We start from the raw sequence: 15419 nt of genomic DNA, 5'->3' as shown, positions 1-15419 counted from the left end.
ATCGTCCACAGTTTCGTCACGGCCAACATAGGCGACCGGCGGGGGGCCTGTCCGCATCCCGCGCGACCGAACTTTCGCTGATGAGGGTCAGGATTTCGTGACGGTGGCCTTGTCGATGACGACCGTCGCGTTGGGCGCGGTGTTGCCGGTCGTCGGGTCCGCGGGCTGCGATCCCGCGGAGGCGATCTTCTTCAGCACCGTCATGCCCTCGTCCGAGATCGTGCCGAACGGGGTGTAGCTGGGCGGCAGCGGGCTGTTCTGGTACACGAGGAAGAACTGGCTGCCGCCGGAGTCCGGCTGGCCGGTGTTCGCCATCGCCACCGTGCCCGCCGGGTACATGTTGTCCTTGAGGCTCTTGTCCTTCAGGTTCTCGTCCGGGATGTTGTAGCCGGGGCCGCCGTTGCCCTGGGCGGTGGGGTCGCCGCACTGGAGCACGTAGATGCCCTCGGTGGTGAGCCGGTGGCACTTGGTGTGGTCGAAGTAGCCCTTGCCCGCCAGGAAGTTGAACGAGTTGACGGTGTGCGGGGCCGCCTTCGCCTTCAGCGCGATGTCGATGTCGCCGCAGGTCGTCTCCAGCTTCATCGTGTACTTCGCCGACTTGTCGATGGTCATCGCAGGTTCCTTCTCCCAGGTCTGCGTCTTGACCTTGCCCTCGGCCGGCTTGTCGCACGGGTCCGGCGCCTTGCTCGGCGCGGAGGCGCTCGGGGTCACCTCCGCGCTCGCGTTCGTCTTGCTGTCGTCGTCCTTCAGGACCACGCCGGTCGTGTACAGCGCGACACTGCCGATCAGGATCACGCCGAGCACCGACGCGATCGCGGCGTTGCGCGTACGCGCCTTGCGCCGCGCGGACGTGCGCCGCTGCTGCTGCCGCAAGAACTTCTCCCGGGCGAGCTGACGCCGCCGCTGCTCCTGGCTGACCACCGGGTTCTCTCCTCATGCGTCTTCGTGTGCCGACCGGTACGCGTGGGTGCGATGAGCCGACCGTGGGCGTGTAGCCCCGTACCGTATATGGGTTCGCTGAGGAATCGGCACCGCCGGTAGGCTCTGACCATGGGCGCGACCCGTTCGCAAGCCCGCCCGTACCGACCCAAACGAAGGACGATCGTGCTCATTGCCGGGTTCCCCGCCGGAGCATGGGGGACGAACTGTTATCTCGTCGCCCCGGCCGCCGGTGAGGAGTGCGTGATCATCGACCCGGGCCACCAGGCCGCCCCCGGAGTCGAGGAAGCGATCCAGAAGCATCGGCTCAAGCCCGTCGCCGTCGTCCTCACCCACGGCCACATCGACCACGTGGCCTCGGTCGTCCCGGTGTGCGGCGCGCACGACGTGCCCGCCTGGATCCACCCCGAGGACCGCTACATGATGAGCGACCCCGAGAAGGGGATCGGCCGCACCATCGGCATGCCGCTCATGGGCGAGCTGACCGTCGGGGAGCCGGACGACGTCAAGGAGCTGACCGACGGCGCGCGGCTGGAGCTGGCCGGCCTGAAGCTGTCGGTCGCGCACGCGCCGGGCCATACCAAGGGGTCGGTGACCTTCGGCCTGCCCGAGGCGGCGGACATCCCGCCGGTCATGTTCTCGGGCGACCTGCTGTTCGCCGGCTCCATCGGACGCACCGACTTCCCCGGTGGCTCCATGGACGACATGCTCGAGTCCCTGGCACGCGTGTGCCTGCCGCTCGACGACTCGACCGTGGTGCTGTCCGGACACGGCCCCCAGACGACCATCGGCCAGGAACGCGCCACCAATCCCTACCTGCGGCAGGTGGCGGCCGGCCAGGGAGCCCCCGGGGCTCCCCGACGAGGAATGTGACGAGAGACCTTCCGTGAGCACCTTCAAGGCCCCCAAGGGCACGTACGACCTGCTGCCGCCCGACTCCGCCAAGTTCCTGGCGGTCCGCGAGGCGATCGCCGCCCCGCTGCGCAACTCCGGCTACGGCTACATCGAGACGCCCGGCTTCGAGAACGTCGAGCTCTTCGCGCGCGGTGTCGGTGAGTCGACCGACATCGTGACCAAGGAGATGTACGTCTTCGAGACCAAGGGCGGCGACCGCCTCGCCCTGCGCCCGGAGACCACCGCCCCCGTGCTGCGCGCGGTCCTGGAGGCCAACCTGCACAAGGCGGGCAACCTGCCGGTCAAGGTCTGGTACTCCGGCTCGCAGTACCGCTACGAGCGCCCCCAGAAGGGCCGTTACCGCCACTTCTCCCAGGTCGGCGCCGAGGCGATCGGCGCGGAGGATCCGGCGCTCGACGCCGAACTGATCATCCTCGCCGACCAGTCGTACCGTGCGCTCGGCCTGCGGAACTTCCGCATCCTCCTCAACTCCCTGGGCGACAAGGAGTGCCGCCCGGTCTACCGCGCCGCGCTCCAGGACTTCCTGCGCGGCCTGGACCTGGACGAGGACACGCTGCGCCGCGCGGAGATCAACCCGCTGCGCGTCCTGGACGACAAGCGCCCGGAGGTCCAGAAGCAGCTCACCGACGCCCCGCTGCTGCGCGACTACCTGTGCGACGCCTGCAAGGCGTACCACGAGGAGGTCCGCGAACTGATCACGGCGGCCGGCGTCGTCTTCGAGGACGACCCGAAGCTGGTGCGCGGCCTGGACTACTACACCCGCACGACCTTCGAGTTCGTCCACGACGGCCTCGGCTCGCAGTCCGCGGTGGGCGGCGGCGGCCGCTACGACGGGCTGTCCGAGATGATCGGCGGCCCGTCCCTCCCGTCCGTGGGCTGGGCCCTCGGCGTCGACCGCACCGTCCTCGCCCTGGAGGCGGAGGGGATCGAACTGGACATCCCGTCCGCGACCTCCGTCTTCGCGGTCCCGCTGGGCGAGGAGGCCCGCCGGATCCTGTTCGCCAAGGTCACCGAGCTGCGCAAGAACGGCGTCGCCGCCGACTTCTCCTACGGCGGCAAGGGTCTCAAGGCCGCGATGAAGGCGGCCAACCGCTCCGGTGCCCGCTACACCCTGGTCCTGGGCGAGCGCGACCTGGCCGAGGGCGTCGTCCAGCTGAAGGACATGGAGTCCGGCGAGCAGACCGCGATCGGCGTCAACGAGATCGTCGCGGAGCTGGAGTCGCGGCTCGGCTAGCGGAACGGCACCCTTCAGGGGCACGCGCATTCGCTCGCGCGTGCCCCTGGGGAACGGGTGGTGGCCGGAACGCACCGCTCAGGGGTGATCGCCGATCCGTTCATAGGTTCATCGAACGGTGGTCATACAGGTCCGTGCGGCACAATGGCCCCTGCCCGAAGCAGGTCCGACCCTCCAGTGACGGAATCGGCGTGATGAGCAAGACGACAGTGAAGGACGTCTCCACCGTGGCAGAGTCCGCGCCGGACCCCGGCACCCGCACCCCGCGCGCCGAGGGCGGCAGCCGCGCCCTCGCACTGCTGCTGGTGATCACGGGCGCGGCCGGTCTGCTCGCTGCCTGGGTCATCACGATCGACAAGCAGAAGATCCTTGAGGCCAAGGTCGCCGGCACCACCTTCACGCCCGGCTGCAGCCTCAACCCGGTCGTCTCCTGCGGCAACATCATGGAGAGCGACCAGGCCTCCGTCTTCGGCTTCCCCAACCCGATGCTCGGCCTCGTCGCCTACGGCATGGTCGTCTGCGTCGGCATGAGCCTGCTCGGCCGCGCCCGTTTCCCGCGCTGGTACTGGCTCACCTTCAACGCCGGCATGCTCTTCGGCGTGGGCTTCTGCACCTGGCTGCAGTTCCAGTCCCTGTACCGGATCAACTCGCTGTGCCTGTGGTGCTGCCTGGCCTGGGTCGCCACGATCATCATGTTCTGGTACGTGACGTCCTTCAACGTCCGCAAGGGCTTCCTGCCCGCGCCGGGCTGGCTCAAGAGCTTCTTCGGCGAGTTCACCTGGGTCCTGCCGGTGCTGCACATCGGGATCATCGGCATGATGGTCCTGACCCGCTGGTGGGACTTCTGGATCAGCTGACGGGCCGGGCCCACCGAGCCGTCTCGTTGTCAGTGCGGTGATTTAGGGTTCAGACCGTGGAGCCCGACCTGTTCACCGCCGCAGCAGAAGAACGCCAGGAGAAGGACCCGACCGGCAGCCCCCTCGCCGTGCGGATGCGTCCGCGCACCCTCGACGAGGTCGTCGGCCAGCAGCACCTGCTCAAGCCCGGTTCCCCCCTGCGCCGACTGGTCGGCGAGGGCGGCTCTGGCCCCGCCGGGCCCTCCTCGGTCATCCTCTGGGGACCGCCCGGCACCGGAAAGACCACGCTGGCGTACGTCGTCTCCAAGGCCACCAACAAGCGCTTCGTGGAGCTGTCGGCGATCACCGCGGGTGTCAAGGAGGTCCGTGCGGTCATCGACGGCGCCCGCCGCGCGGTCGGCGGGTACGGCAAGGAGACCGTCCTCTTCCTCGACGAGATCCACCGCTTCAGCAAGGCCCAGCAGGACTCCCTCCTCCCGGCCGTGGAGAACCGCTGGGTCACCCTCATCGCCGCCACCACGGAGAACCCGTATTTCTCGGTGATCTCCCCGCTGCTCTCCCGCTCCCTCCTCCTCACCCTCGAACCGCTCACCGACGACGACGTCCGGGGCCTGCTCCGCCGCGCCCTGACCGACGCACGCGGCCTGGGGGAGGCCGTCACGCTCCCCGAGGACACCGAGGACCACCTGCTGCGCATCGCCGGCGGCGACGCCCGCCGCGCGCTGACCGCGCTGGAGGCCGCCGCCGGGGCCGCGCTCGACCAGGGCGAGGCCGAGGTCACCCTGGCGACGCTGGAGGCGACCGTCGACCGGGCCGCGGTGAAGTACGACCGCGACGGCGACCAGCACTACGACGTCGCCAGCGCCCTGATCAAGTCCATCCGCGGCTCCGACGTGGACGCCGCCCTGCACTACCTGGCCCGGATGATCGAGGCCGGCGAGGACCCCCGCTTCATCGCCCGCCGCCTGATGATCTCCGCCAGCGAGGACATCGGCCTCGCCGACCCGAACGCCCTGCCGATCGCCGTGGCCGCCGCCCAGGCCGTCGCCATGATCGGCTTCCCCGAGGCCGCCCTCACCCTCAGCCACGCCACCATCGCCCTGGCTCTCGCCCCCAAGTCCAACGCCGCCACCACCGCCATCGGCGCCGCCCTCGACGACGTACGCAAGGGCCACGCCGGGCCGGTCCCGGCCCACCTGCGCGACAGCCACTACAAGGGCGCCGGAAAACTCGGACACGGCCAGGGCTACGTGTACCCGCACGACCTGCCGGAGGGCATCGCCGCCCAGCAGTACGCCCCGGACGAGCTGAAGGACCGCAGCTACTACACCCCGACCCGGCACGGCGCCGAGGCCAGATACGCGGACGCGGTGGAGTGGACCCGCGGGCACCTCGGTCGCAAGCGGTCCTGAGCAGCCTGTAGAATCGCCTGGAGTGCCGAGTCCCGTGCAGTCAGAACGGGACAACCGGCCGGAACCCTTCGGGGTTCCAGGAGCGTCGCGCACCGTCGAAGGTGTCGCGGGCAGCCCACCACCACCCGGAGCTCCGGGAGAGGCCGGTGGGCCACTCGCGTGCTGCACGTATGTGCCCAGACCAGGGGAGCGGCTGCCCGGCAGGTCCCACACGGGCCCGGCGGGTTTCCCCGGCTGCGGATTGCGACCTCCCTCAACCCTGACAAGCCGGAGAACTAGGAAAGAGACACAGTGGCGAACCAGTCCCGCCCCAAGGTCAAGAAGTCGCGTGCCCTCGGCATCGCGCTGACCCCGAAGGCCGTCAAGTACTTCGAGGCCCGCCCCTACCCGCCGGGTGAGCACGGCCGCGGCCGCAAGCAGAACTCGGACTACAAGGTCCGTCTGCTCGAGAAGCAGCGTCTGCGCGCGCAGTACGACCTCAGCGAGCGTCAGCTCGTCCGCGCCTACGAGCGTGCCTCCAAGACCAACATGAAGACCGGCGAGGCCCTGGTCATCGAGCTCGAGCGCCGTCTCGACGCGCTGGTCCTGCGTTCGGGCATCGCCCGCACGATCTACCAGGCCCGCCAGATGGTCGTCCACGGCCACATCCAGGTCAACGGCCAGAAGGTCGACAAGCCGTCCTTCCGCGTCCGTCCGGACGACGTCGTGCAGGTGCGCGAGCGCTCCAAGGAGAAGACCCTCTTCACGATCGCCCGTGAAGGTGGCTTCGCCCCCGACGGCGAGACTCCGCGCTACCTCCAGGTGAACCTCAAGGCCCTGGCGTTCCGCCTGGACCGTGAGCCGAACCGCAAGGAGATCCCGGTGATCTGCGACGAGCAGCTCGTCGTCGAGTACTACGCCCGCTGATCCCAGCCCCGGCGCAGTACACCCGCGGTACCTCAGCCCGCCGTCTCCCCGCCCTTCCGGGTGGGCGAGGCGGCGGGCTTCGCCGTCCCCGCGCCCGCAGCGGTACGGCGCCCGCTCCCGCGCGGCACGGGCAGCGGCACCGGCGCCGTCCCGGGCCGCCTGAGCGCCCGCGTCACCACCTCCCGGCGGCCGAGCCGCGCCCCGTGCCGTACGCACTCCTCGTAGCGCTCGTCGCCCAGCTGCTCCCGCGCCGCCGCCTCGCACAACTCGTGCGGCGCGTTGTAGTGCGCCGAGCCGAACAGCGGCAGCCCCACCGACGGCCACATCCGCCCCGCCCCGCCCTGCAGCACCGCCGCTTCCGCGGCGTCGCCCTCCACCACGGTGACCAGGGCCAGCAGCTCCACAGCCAGCACCGAGCCCAGCTGGTCCCGGAAGCGGTGCGCACCGCGCAGACAGTCGACCAGCAACTCGCGGGCCCGCGCCGGCTCGCTGTCGTTCCAGGCCGCGTAGGCCAGTACGTACAGGGCGTAGCCCCGGGCCCAGCGCTCCCCGTGGTCCTCGCACACCCGGCGCACGTCCTCGCACAGGCGCACCGCGTCCGGCAGATCGCCCTGGAACGCCAGGGCCATCGCCAGCTCCACCTGGCCCATCAGGACGTTGCTGTTGAGCTCGCCGATCTCCCGGTAGCGGTGCAGCGCCGAGCGCAACAGCGTCTCCGCGCGCGGCATGTCGTCCGTGACCAGCGCCAGACAACCGGTGCGGTGCTCCGCGTACGCCACCGCCGTCGGGTTGGCCGACCGCTCGGCCTCCTCCCGGCACTCCTGGAGCGCCGCGAGCGCGTGCGCGGTGTCGCCCTGGAGGACCGCCACATAGCCGAGCACCCACAGCGCCTTGAGCCGGGACTGCTCGCCCGCAGTGCCCTCCGTGTCCAGCCGCACCGCCTGCTCCAGCCACCGCCGCCCCTCCGACAGCCGTCCGCAGCCGACCCAGTGGAACCACAGGGCGCCCGCGAGGTACTGGCCCAGGTGCGCCTCGTCCGGCTCGGTCAGGGAGTGCTCCAGGGCCCCGCGCAGGTTCGGCAGCTCCGCCTCCACCCGCGCGACGACCTCCAGCTGGCGCGGCGAGAACCACTCCAGCTCGCACCAGGTAGCCAGGCCCACGAACCAGTCCCGGTGCCGGCGCCGCAGCCGCGCCGCGTCCCCCGTCGCCTCCAGCCAGTCGGCGCCGTAGGTCCGCACCGTGTCCAGCATCCGGTAGCGCACCCCGGCCGGGGTCTCCTCGCGGCCCAGCACCGACTGGGCGAGCAGCGCGGACAACACGTCCAGCACCTCTTCGGCGGGCAGCCCGTCGCCGCTGCACACGTATTCGGCCGCCTCCAGGTCGAACGAGCCCGTGAACACCGACAGCCGCGCCCACAGCAGCCGCTCCCCGGGCGTGCACAGCTCGTGGCTCCAGCCGATCGTCGTACGCAGGGTCCGGTGCCGGGGCAGCGCGGTGCGGTCCCCGCCGGTGAGCAGGCGGAACCGGTCGTCCAGCCGTTGCAGCATCTGCCGCGGGGACAGCGCGCCCAGCCGGCCCGCCGCCAGTTCGATGGCCAGCGGAATGCCGTCCAGGCGCCGGCACAGCTCGCGCACCTCGCCGTCGCCCTCGTCCGCGGGGGCGCCGTACCCGTGTCCCGCGTACCGCTGCCCGGCCCGGACCGCCAGCAGCTCCACCGCCTCCTCCGGGCGCAGCGGCGCCAACGGCAGCACCCGCTCACCGGCCACCGCCAAGGGCCTGCGGCCGACCGCCAGCACTCGCAGCCCGGGGGCACGGCCCAGCAGCTCGGCCACCAGTGAGGCGCACGCGTCCACCAGGTGCTCGACCCCGTCCAGGACCAGCAGCAGCTCCCGGTCGGCGAGGTGCGCCAGCAGCGTCTCGCGCGGCAGCCGGGTGGTGTGGTCGACCAGGCCCAGCGCCTCCACCACCGCGTAGTCGACGAACTCCTCGTCGCGCACCGGAGCCAGCTCCACCCGCCACACCCCGTCCCGGGGAGCGCACCGCGCGGCCGTCCGCACCGCCAGACGGGACTTTCCGACCCCGCCCGCCCCGGTCACCGTCACCAGCCGCCCCGAACCCAGCGCCCGGGCCAGCTCCGCGAGTTCCGCGGCTCTTCCCACGAAGGTGTCCAGTTCCAGTGGGAGGTTGCCGTGGGGGATGCGGTCGCGCCGAAGGTCTCGCATGAGACACGGAGCGTACTGAACCGTATTCACTCCGTACAATCGCTTCGCCCGACTCCCTCGTTCGCCCCGGGACGCGGACGGTAATCCGGTACGGAGCTCCACGCCCGGCGCGATAGGCTCGGTGCACGACTTTTTGATGTTCAGGCACGTCTTTCAGGGAGCGGGTGCGACAGTGTCCGGTGGCGAGGTGGCCGGGATCCTGGTGGCCGTCTTCTGGGCGATCCTGGTCTCCTTCCTCGCCGTGGCACTGGCGAGGCTGGCCCAGACGCTCAGGGCGACCACCAAGCTGGTGGCGGACGTGACCGACCAGGCCGTCCCGTTGCTGGCCGACGCCTCGTCGGCGGTGCGTTCCGCGCAGACCCAGATCGACCGCGTCGACGCGATCGCCTCGGACGTCCAGGAGGTCACGTCGAACGCCTCGGCGCTGTCCACCACCGTGGCCTCCACCTTCGGCGGCCCCCTGGTCAAGGTCGCCGCGTTCGGGTACGGCGTGCGCCGGGCACTCGGCGGCCGCAAGGAGGACGCGCCCGCGGGCCCGGCCAAGCAGCCGCGGCGCACCGTGATCGTCGGCCGTACGATCCCGGCCGCGCGGCGGACGAAGCGGAAGAAGGACTGATCCAGCGATGTTCCGCCGTACGTTCTGGTTCGGCACCGGTGTCGCCGCCGGTGTGTGGGCCACCACCAAGGTCAACCGGAAGCTCAAGCAGCTGACCCCGGAGAGCCTCGCCGCGACCGCGGCGAACAAGGCGCTGGACGCGGGCACCCGGATCAAGGACCGCGCGGTGGGCTTCGCCCTCGACGTCCGCGAGAACATGGCCCAGCGGGAGGCCGAACTGGACGACGCGCTCGGGCTGAACGCCCCCGTCGACCGTGAACTGCCCGCACTGCGGCACCACGCCGCAATCGAGAACCGCAACGACCCGAAGTCCGTCGTCGACGTGCAGACGACGTACTCGTACAACCGGAATGAGGACCACTGATGGAGTCGGCCGAGATTCGTCGCCGCTGGTTGAGCTTCTTCGAGGAGCGCGGTCACACCGTCGTCCCTTCGGCGTCGCTCATCGCGGACGACCCGACTCTGCTCCTCGTCCCGGCCGGCATGGTGCCGTTCAAGCCCTACTTCCTGGGTGAGGTCAAGCCGCCCTTCGACCGCGCCACCAGCGTGCAGAAGTGCGTGCGCACGCCGGACATCGAAGAGGTCGGCAAGACCACGCGCCACGGCACGTTCTTCCAGATGTGCGGCAACTTCTCCTTCGGCGACTACTTCAAGGAAGGCGCCATCAAGTACGCCTGGGAGCTGCTCACCAGCGCCCAGGACAAGGGCGGTTACGGCCTCGACCCCGAGCGCCTGTGGATCACCGTCTACCAGGACGACGACGAGGCCGAGCGCATCTGGCACGACGTCGTGGGCGTCCCGTCCGAGCGCATCCAGCGTCTGGGCAAGAAGGACAACTACTGGGACATGGGCGTCCCGGGTCCCTGCGGCCCCTGCTCCGAGATCAACTACGACCGCGGCCCCGAGTTCGGCGTCGAAGGCGGCCCGGCCGTCAACGACGAGCGGTACGTGGAGATCTGGAACCTCGTCTTCATGCAGTACGAGCGGGGCGAGGGCGCGGGCAAGGACTACCCGATCCTCGGGGATCTGCCGAGCCAGAACATCGACACCGGGCTCGGCCTGGAACGCCTCGCCATGATTCTGCAGGGCGTGCAGAACATGTACGAGATCGACACCTCCATGGCCGTCATCAAGAAGGCCACCGAGCTGACCGGCGTGGCCTACGGCGACGCCCAGGCCTCGGACGTCTCCCTGCGCGTGGTCACCGACCACATGCGCACCTCCGTCATGCTCATCGGCGACGGCGTCACCCCCGGCAACGAGGGCCGCGGCTACGTGCTGCGCCGCATCATGCGCCGCGCCATCCGCAACATGCGGCTGCTCGGCGCCACCGGTCCGGTCGTCAAGGACCTGATCGACGTCGTGATCGAGATGATGGGGCAGCAGTATCCCGAGCTGATCACGGACCGCGAGCGGATCGAGAAGGTCGCCCTCGCCGAGGAGAACGCCTTCCTGAAGACGCTGAAGGCCGGCACCAACATCCTCGACACCGCCGTGAGCGACACCAAGGCCTCCGGCGGCACCGTCCTCGCCGGCGACAAGGCGTTCCTGCTCCACGACACCTGGGGTTTCCCGATCGACCTCACCCTGGAGATGGCCGCCGAGCAGGGCCTGTCCGTGGACGAGGACGGCTTCCGGCGCCTGATGAAGGAGCAGCGGGAGCGCGCCAAGGCCGACGCCCAGGCCAAGAAGACCGGCCACGCCGGTGCCGGCGCCTACCGCGAGATCGCCGACCAGGCCGGTGCCACCGACTTCGTCGGCTACACGGACACCGAGAGCGAGTCCACGATCGTCGGCATCCTCGTCGACGGTGCCTCCTCCCCGGCCGCCACCGAGGGCGACGAGGTCGAGATCGTCCTCGACCGCACCCCGTTCTACGCCGAGGGCGGCGGCCAGATCGGCGACACCGGACGGATCAAGGTCGACACCGGTGCCGTCGTCGAGATCCGCGACTGCCAGAAGCCGGTCCCGGGCGTCTACGTCCACAAGGGCGTCGTCCAGGTCGGCGAGATCACCGTCGGCGCCAAGGCCCACGCCTCCATCGACGACCGGCGCCGCAAGGCCATCGCCCGCGCCCACTCGGCCACCCACCTGACCCACCAGGCGCTGCGCGACGCCCTCGGCCCGACGGCCGCCCAGGCCGGTTCCGAGAACCAGCCCGGCCGCTTCCGCTTCGACTTCGGCTCCCCGGCCGCCGTGCCCACGGCCGTGATGACCGACGTCGAGCAGAAGATCAACGAGGTGCTCGCCCGCGACCTCGACGTCCGCGCCGACGTGATGGGCATCGACGAGGCCAAGAAGCAGGGCGCCATCGCCGAGTTCGGCGAGAAGTACGGCGAGCGCGTGCGCGTCGTGACCATCGGCGACTTCTCCAAGGAGCTGTGCGGCGGCACCCACGTGCACAACACCGCCCAGCTCGGCCTGGTCAAGCTGCTCGGGGAGTCCTCCATCGGCTCCGGTGTGCGCCGCATCGAGGCCCTGGTCGGCGTGGACGCCTACAATTTCCTGGCCCGCGAGCACACGGTCGTCGCCCAGCTCCAGGAGCTGATCAAGGGCCGCCCGGAGGAGCTTCCGGAGAAGGTCTCCGCCATGCTCGGCAAGCTGAAGGACGCCGAGAAGGAGATCGAGAAGTTCCGCGCCGAGAAGGTCCTCCAGGCCGCCGCCGGTCTCGCCGAGTCCGCCAAGGACGTACGCGGCGTCGCCGTCGTCACCGGCCAGGTCCCGGACGGCACCACCGCCGACGACCTGCGCAAGCTCGTCCTCGACGTGCGCGGCCGCATCCAGGGCGGCCGGGCCGCGGTCGTCGCCCTGTTCACCACGGTGAACGGCAAGCCCCTCACGGTCATCGCCACCAACGACGCCGCCCGCGACCGCGGCCTCAAGGCCGGTGACCTGGTGCGCACCGCCGCCAAGACCCTCGGCGGCGGCGGTGGCGGCAAGCCGGACGTCGCCCAGGGCGGCGGCCAGAACCCGGCCGCCGTCGGCGAGGCCGTCGACGCCGTCGAGCGCCTCGTGGCGGACACCGCCAAGTGAGCGACGAGGCGAACGGCCGGAGGGGCGACGGCCGGATGGACCAGCGGGCGGACCGCCGGACGGATGATCCGACGGACGGCGGCCCGGTCATGCGCCGCGGCCGCCGCCTGGCCGTCGACGTCGGGGACGCCCGCATCGGGGTCGCCTCCTGCGACCCCGACGGGATCCTCGCCACCCCGGTGGAGACCGTCCCCGGGCGCGACGTCCCGGCGGCGCACCGCCGGCTGCGCGCGCTGGTCGAGGAGTACGGGCCGATCGAGGTCGTCGTCGGCCTCCCTCGCTCCCTCAAGGGGGGCGAGGGCCCGGCCGCGGCCAAGGTCAGGCGCTTCGCGCAGGAGATGGCACGGGGCATCGCGCCGGTCCCGGTCCGGCTCGTCGACGAGCGGATGACGACGGTGACGGCGACCCAGGGACTGCGTGCCTCGGGCGTGAAGTCGAAGAAGGGCCGGTCCGTCATCGACCAGGCCGCCGCTGTGATCATCCTCCAGCAGGCCCTGGAATCCGAACGGGTGTCAGGCAGGCCACCCGGCGAGGGCGTCGAAGTGGTCATCTGATCGCGATACGGTAACGTTCCGCGCGATGCGGAGGCATTCGAACAGCCACCGCACAGCAAGAGGCGGAACGGAAGCCGGCCCCCATGACAGGCCGCGCGCCCCCGCCTCGCGGCTCTAGGGGATCGATGACTGAGTATGGCCGGGGCCAAGGCCCCGAACCGTGGCATCCGGAGGACCCGTTGTACGGGGACGGCGGATGGGGCGGGCAGCAGGCCCACACGGGTCAGCAGCCCCCCTACGGCGGCCAGCCGCAGCAGTATCCGGAGCAGCCGCAGTCGCAGCAGCAGTACGGCGACTGGGGCAACGGCGGCCAGCCCGCGTACGGTCACCAGCCGCAGTACGACCAGTACGGGCAGCAGCACCCCGAGCCGCAGTACGACCAGTACGGCCGGCCGCAGTACGACCAGTCGCAGTATGACCAGCAGCAGTACGGCGACCAGCAGTACGGCGAGCAAGCGCACTCCCAGCACCAGCAGGGCTACGGCGACGGCGGCTGGGGCTCCGGCGCCCAGGCCCAGGCGCAGTACCCCGCCGACCCGTCGGACCCCTACGGCCAGCAGGCCGCCTACGGCCCGGACCAGCCGGACTACTACGGCACCCCGGAGGCCTATCCGCCGCCGGAACCGCCCACGCGCCGGCGCAGCGAGCCCGAACCGCAGCGCACCGACTGGGACCCGGGCCCCGACGAGGGCGAGCACGCCTTCTTCGCGGGCGGGGACGCGGAGGAGGACGACGACGAGCCCGCCGACAACGGCCGCGGCGAGCGCAGGGCCCGGGGCGGCGGGAAGCCCAAGAAGCGCCGCAACGGATGCGCGTGCCTGGTGGTCTGCCTGGTGCTCGGCGGCGGCGTCGCGGGTATCGGGTACTTCGGCTACCAGTTCTACCAGGAACGTTTCGGCGCGGCCCCCGACTACGCGGGCGACGGCAACGGCGAGCAGGTCACCGTCACCATCCCCAAGGGCGCCGGCGGCTCGACGATCGGCCAGGAGCTCAAACGCAAGGGCGTGGTGAAGAGCGTCGACGCCTTCATCGCCGCCCAGCAGAGCAACCCGCGCGGCAAGAGCATCCAGGACGGCGTCTACACGCTGCAGAAGGAGATGTCGGCCGAGAACGCCGTCGAACTCCTGCTCAATCCCAAGAGCCGCAGCAACCTGATCATCGCCGAGGGCAAGCGCAACGTCGACATCTACAAGATGATCGACAAGCAGCTCGGCGTGGACGAGGGCACCACGGCCAAGGTCGCCAAGACCGAGTGGAAGAGCCTCGGCCTGCCCGAATGGGCCATGAACCACAAGGACGTGAAGGACCCGCTGGAAGGGTTCCTCTACCCGTCCAGCTACTCGGCGGCCAAGGGCCAGAAGCCCGAGGAGGTGCTGAAGCAGATGGTGGCACGGGCCACCGAGAAGTACGACGAACTGGGACTGGAAGAGAAGGCCGAGGAACTCGACCTCGAAGGCCCGTGGCAGCTGCTGACCGTGGCGAGCCTCGTTCAGGCCGAGGGCAGGAGCCACGAGGACTTCCGCAAGATGGCCGAGGTCATCTACAACCGCCTCAAGCCCGGCAACACGCAGACCAACGGGATGCTCGAGTTCGACTCGACGTACAACTACGTCAAGAACCAGAGCAAGCTCGACCTGTCGCTCAGCAAGCTGCGCAGCTACGACAACCCGTACAACACCTACTACTACAAGGGCTTGCCGCCCGGACCGATCAGCAACCCCGGTGAGGAGGCGCTGAAGGGCGCGCTCGCCCCGACCGATGGCGGTTGGTACTACTTCATCTCGCTCGACGGCAAGACGAGTGAGTTCACCAAGACCAACAAGGAACACCAGAAGCTGGTCGACAAGTGGAACGCCTCGAGGAAGAACTGATGTCCGCACGCCGTCGAGCCGCCGTCCTGGGCTCCCCGATCGCCCACTCCCTGTCCCCGGTGCTGCACCGCGCCGCTTACACGGAGCTGGGCCTGGACGGCTGGACGTACGACCGCTTCGACGTCGACGAGGCGGCCCTGCCGGGCTTCTTCGAGAAGCTCGGCCCCGAGTGGGCCGGACTGTCGCTGACCATGCCGCTGAAGCGGGCGGTCATCCCGCTGCTCGACTCGGTCAGCGAGACCGCCGCCTCCGTGGACGCGGTCAACACCGTCGTCTTCACCGAGGACGGCCGGAAGACCGGCGACAACACGGATGTCCCGGGCATGATCGCCGCCCTGCGCGAGCACGGCATCGAGAAGACCGAGAGGGCCGCGATCCTCGGCGCCGGCGCCACCGCCTCCTCCGCGCTGGCCGCCCTGGCCCGGATCTGCACCGGCGAGATCACCGTCTACGTCCGCAGCGAGGCACGCGCCGCCGAGATGCGGGGCTGGGCCGAGCGCCTGGGGGCCGACGTGCGCATCGCCGACTGGGCGGACGCCGAGGAGGCGCTGCGCGCCCCGCTGGTCGTGGCCACCACCCCCGCCGGCACCACCGACGCCCTCGCCGCCGCGGTCCCGGAGATGCCGGCGACCCTCTTCGACGTGCTCTACGACCCGTGGCCCACCACGCTCGCCGCCCGCTGGTCCGCGTACGGCGGCGCCGTCGTCAGTGGCCTCGACCTGCTGCTGCACCAGGCGGTGCTCCAGGTGGAGCAGATGACCGGCCGGTCGCCGGCCCCGCTCGCGGCGATGCGCGCGGCCGGGGAACGTGCGCTCGCCGGCTGACCTTCCTCGCGGGGCGGGGGCCCGCCCGCGCTCTTG

Annotated in this window: 13 protein-coding genes; 11 read left to right on the top strand and 2 right to left on the bottom strand. The window is 70.7% G+C overall.

What is annotated here, in order from left to right; genetic code table 11:
* Nucleotides 1–87 precede the first annotated feature (87 nt).
* Complete coding sequence (locus AMK11_RS27760) at nt 88–921, bottom strand: peptidylprolyl isomerase (protein WP_073730819.1); 834 nt, start codon at nt 919–921, stop codon at nt 88–90.
* A gap of 183 nt (nt 922–1104) precedes the next feature.
* Between AMK11_RS27760 and AMK11_RS27755 the strand changes: the two genes are divergently transcribed.
* The 5 genes from AMK11_RS27755 (at nt 1105) to rpsD (ending at nt 6263) form a co-directional block, all read left to right on the top strand.
* Nucleotides 1105–1812: an MBL fold metallo-hydrolase gene (locus AMK11_RS27755; RefSeq protein WP_073730818.1), complete on the top strand. Its 708-nt coding sequence runs from the start codon at nt 1105–1107 to the stop codon at nt 1810–1812.
* 13 nt (nt 1813–1825) lie between these two features.
* Entirely contained in the window at nt 1826–3088 is a 1263-nt protein-coding gene (hisS, locus tag AMK11_RS27750; RefSeq protein ID WP_073730817.1) for a histidine--tRNA ligase, read from the top strand.
* Between the two features lie 194 nt (nt 3089–3282).
* Nucleotides 3283–3945, top strand: a complete 663-nt coding sequence (locus AMK11_RS27745; RefSeq protein WP_073730816.1) for a vitamin K epoxide reductase family protein — start codon at nt 3283–3285, stop codon at nt 3943–3945.
* A gap of 56 nt (nt 3946–4001) precedes the next feature.
* Complete coding sequence (locus tag AMK11_RS27740) at nt 4002–5357, top strand: replication-associated recombination protein A (protein ID WP_073730815.1); 1356 nt, start codon at nt 4002–4004, stop codon at nt 5355–5357.
* Nucleotides 5358–5648: 291 nt separating this feature from the next.
* Nucleotides 5649–6263: a 30S ribosomal protein S4 gene (gene rpsD / locus AMK11_RS27735; protein WP_030185023.1), complete on the top strand. Its 615-nt coding sequence runs from the start codon at nt 5649–5651 to the stop codon at nt 6261–6263.
* 32 nt (nt 6264–6295) lie between these two features.
* Here the strand turns inward: rpsD and AMK11_RS27730 are convergent, their stop codons facing one another.
* Nucleotides 6296–8485, bottom strand: coding sequence for an ATP-binding protein (locus AMK11_RS27730; RefSeq protein ID WP_073730814.1), 2190 nt, complete (start codon nt 8483–8485; stop codon nt 6296–6298).
* Between the two features lie 172 nt (nt 8486–8657).
* On the opposite strand from AMK11_RS27730, the gene AMK11_RS27725 reads away from it, so the two are divergent.
* From AMK11_RS27725 to AMK11_RS27695, 6 genes are all read left to right on the top strand, one after another.
* Nucleotides 8658–9101 carry a DUF948 domain-containing protein gene (locus tag AMK11_RS27725; protein ID WP_073730813.1) on the top strand — a complete coding sequence of 148 codons (444 nt, stop codon included), beginning with the start codon at nt 8658–8660 and terminating at the stop codon, nt 9099–9101.
* Nucleotides 9102–9108: 7 nt separating this feature from the next.
* The gene (locus AMK11_RS27720; protein WP_073730812.1) at nt 9109–9465 is read left to right on the top strand and encodes a hypothetical protein; all 357 of its coding nucleotides are present in this window, start codon (nt 9109–9111) and stop codon (nt 9463–9465) included.
* Complete coding sequence (gene alaS / locus AMK11_RS27715) at nt 9465–12134, top strand: alanine--tRNA ligase (protein WP_073730811.1); 2670 nt, start codon at nt 9465–9467, stop codon at nt 12132–12134. Before AMK11_RS27720 ends, alaS begins: the two co-directional genes overlap by 1 nt.
* An 89-nt stretch (nt 12135–12223) precedes the next feature.
* Nucleotides 12224–12688: a Holliday junction resolvase RuvX gene (gene ruvX / locus AMK11_RS27710; RefSeq protein ID WP_198941484.1), complete on the top strand. Its 465-nt coding sequence runs from the start codon at nt 12224–12226 to the stop codon at nt 12686–12688.
* A 125-nt stretch (nt 12689–12813) separates the two neighbouring features.
* Nucleotides 12814–14559, top strand: coding sequence for an endolytic transglycosylase MltG (gene mltG / locus AMK11_RS27700; protein WP_073730810.1), 1746 nt, complete (start codon nt 12814–12816; stop codon nt 14557–14559).
* Complete coding sequence (locus AMK11_RS27695) at nt 14559–15383, top strand: shikimate dehydrogenase (protein WP_073731072.1); 825 nt, start codon at nt 14559–14561, stop codon at nt 15381–15383. The genes mltG and AMK11_RS27695 overlap by 1 nt, the downstream gene beginning before the upstream one ends.
* The last annotated feature ends 36 nt before the right edge of the window (nt 15384–15419 follow it).

The sequence above is a fragment of the Streptomyces sp. CB02414 genome, from assembly GCF_001905385.1.
In the GTDB taxonomy this organism is placed as follows: domain Bacteria; phylum Actinomycetota; class Actinomycetes; order Streptomycetales; family Streptomycetaceae; genus Streptomyces.
This window is presented reverse-complemented; position numbering and strand designations above follow the sequence as displayed.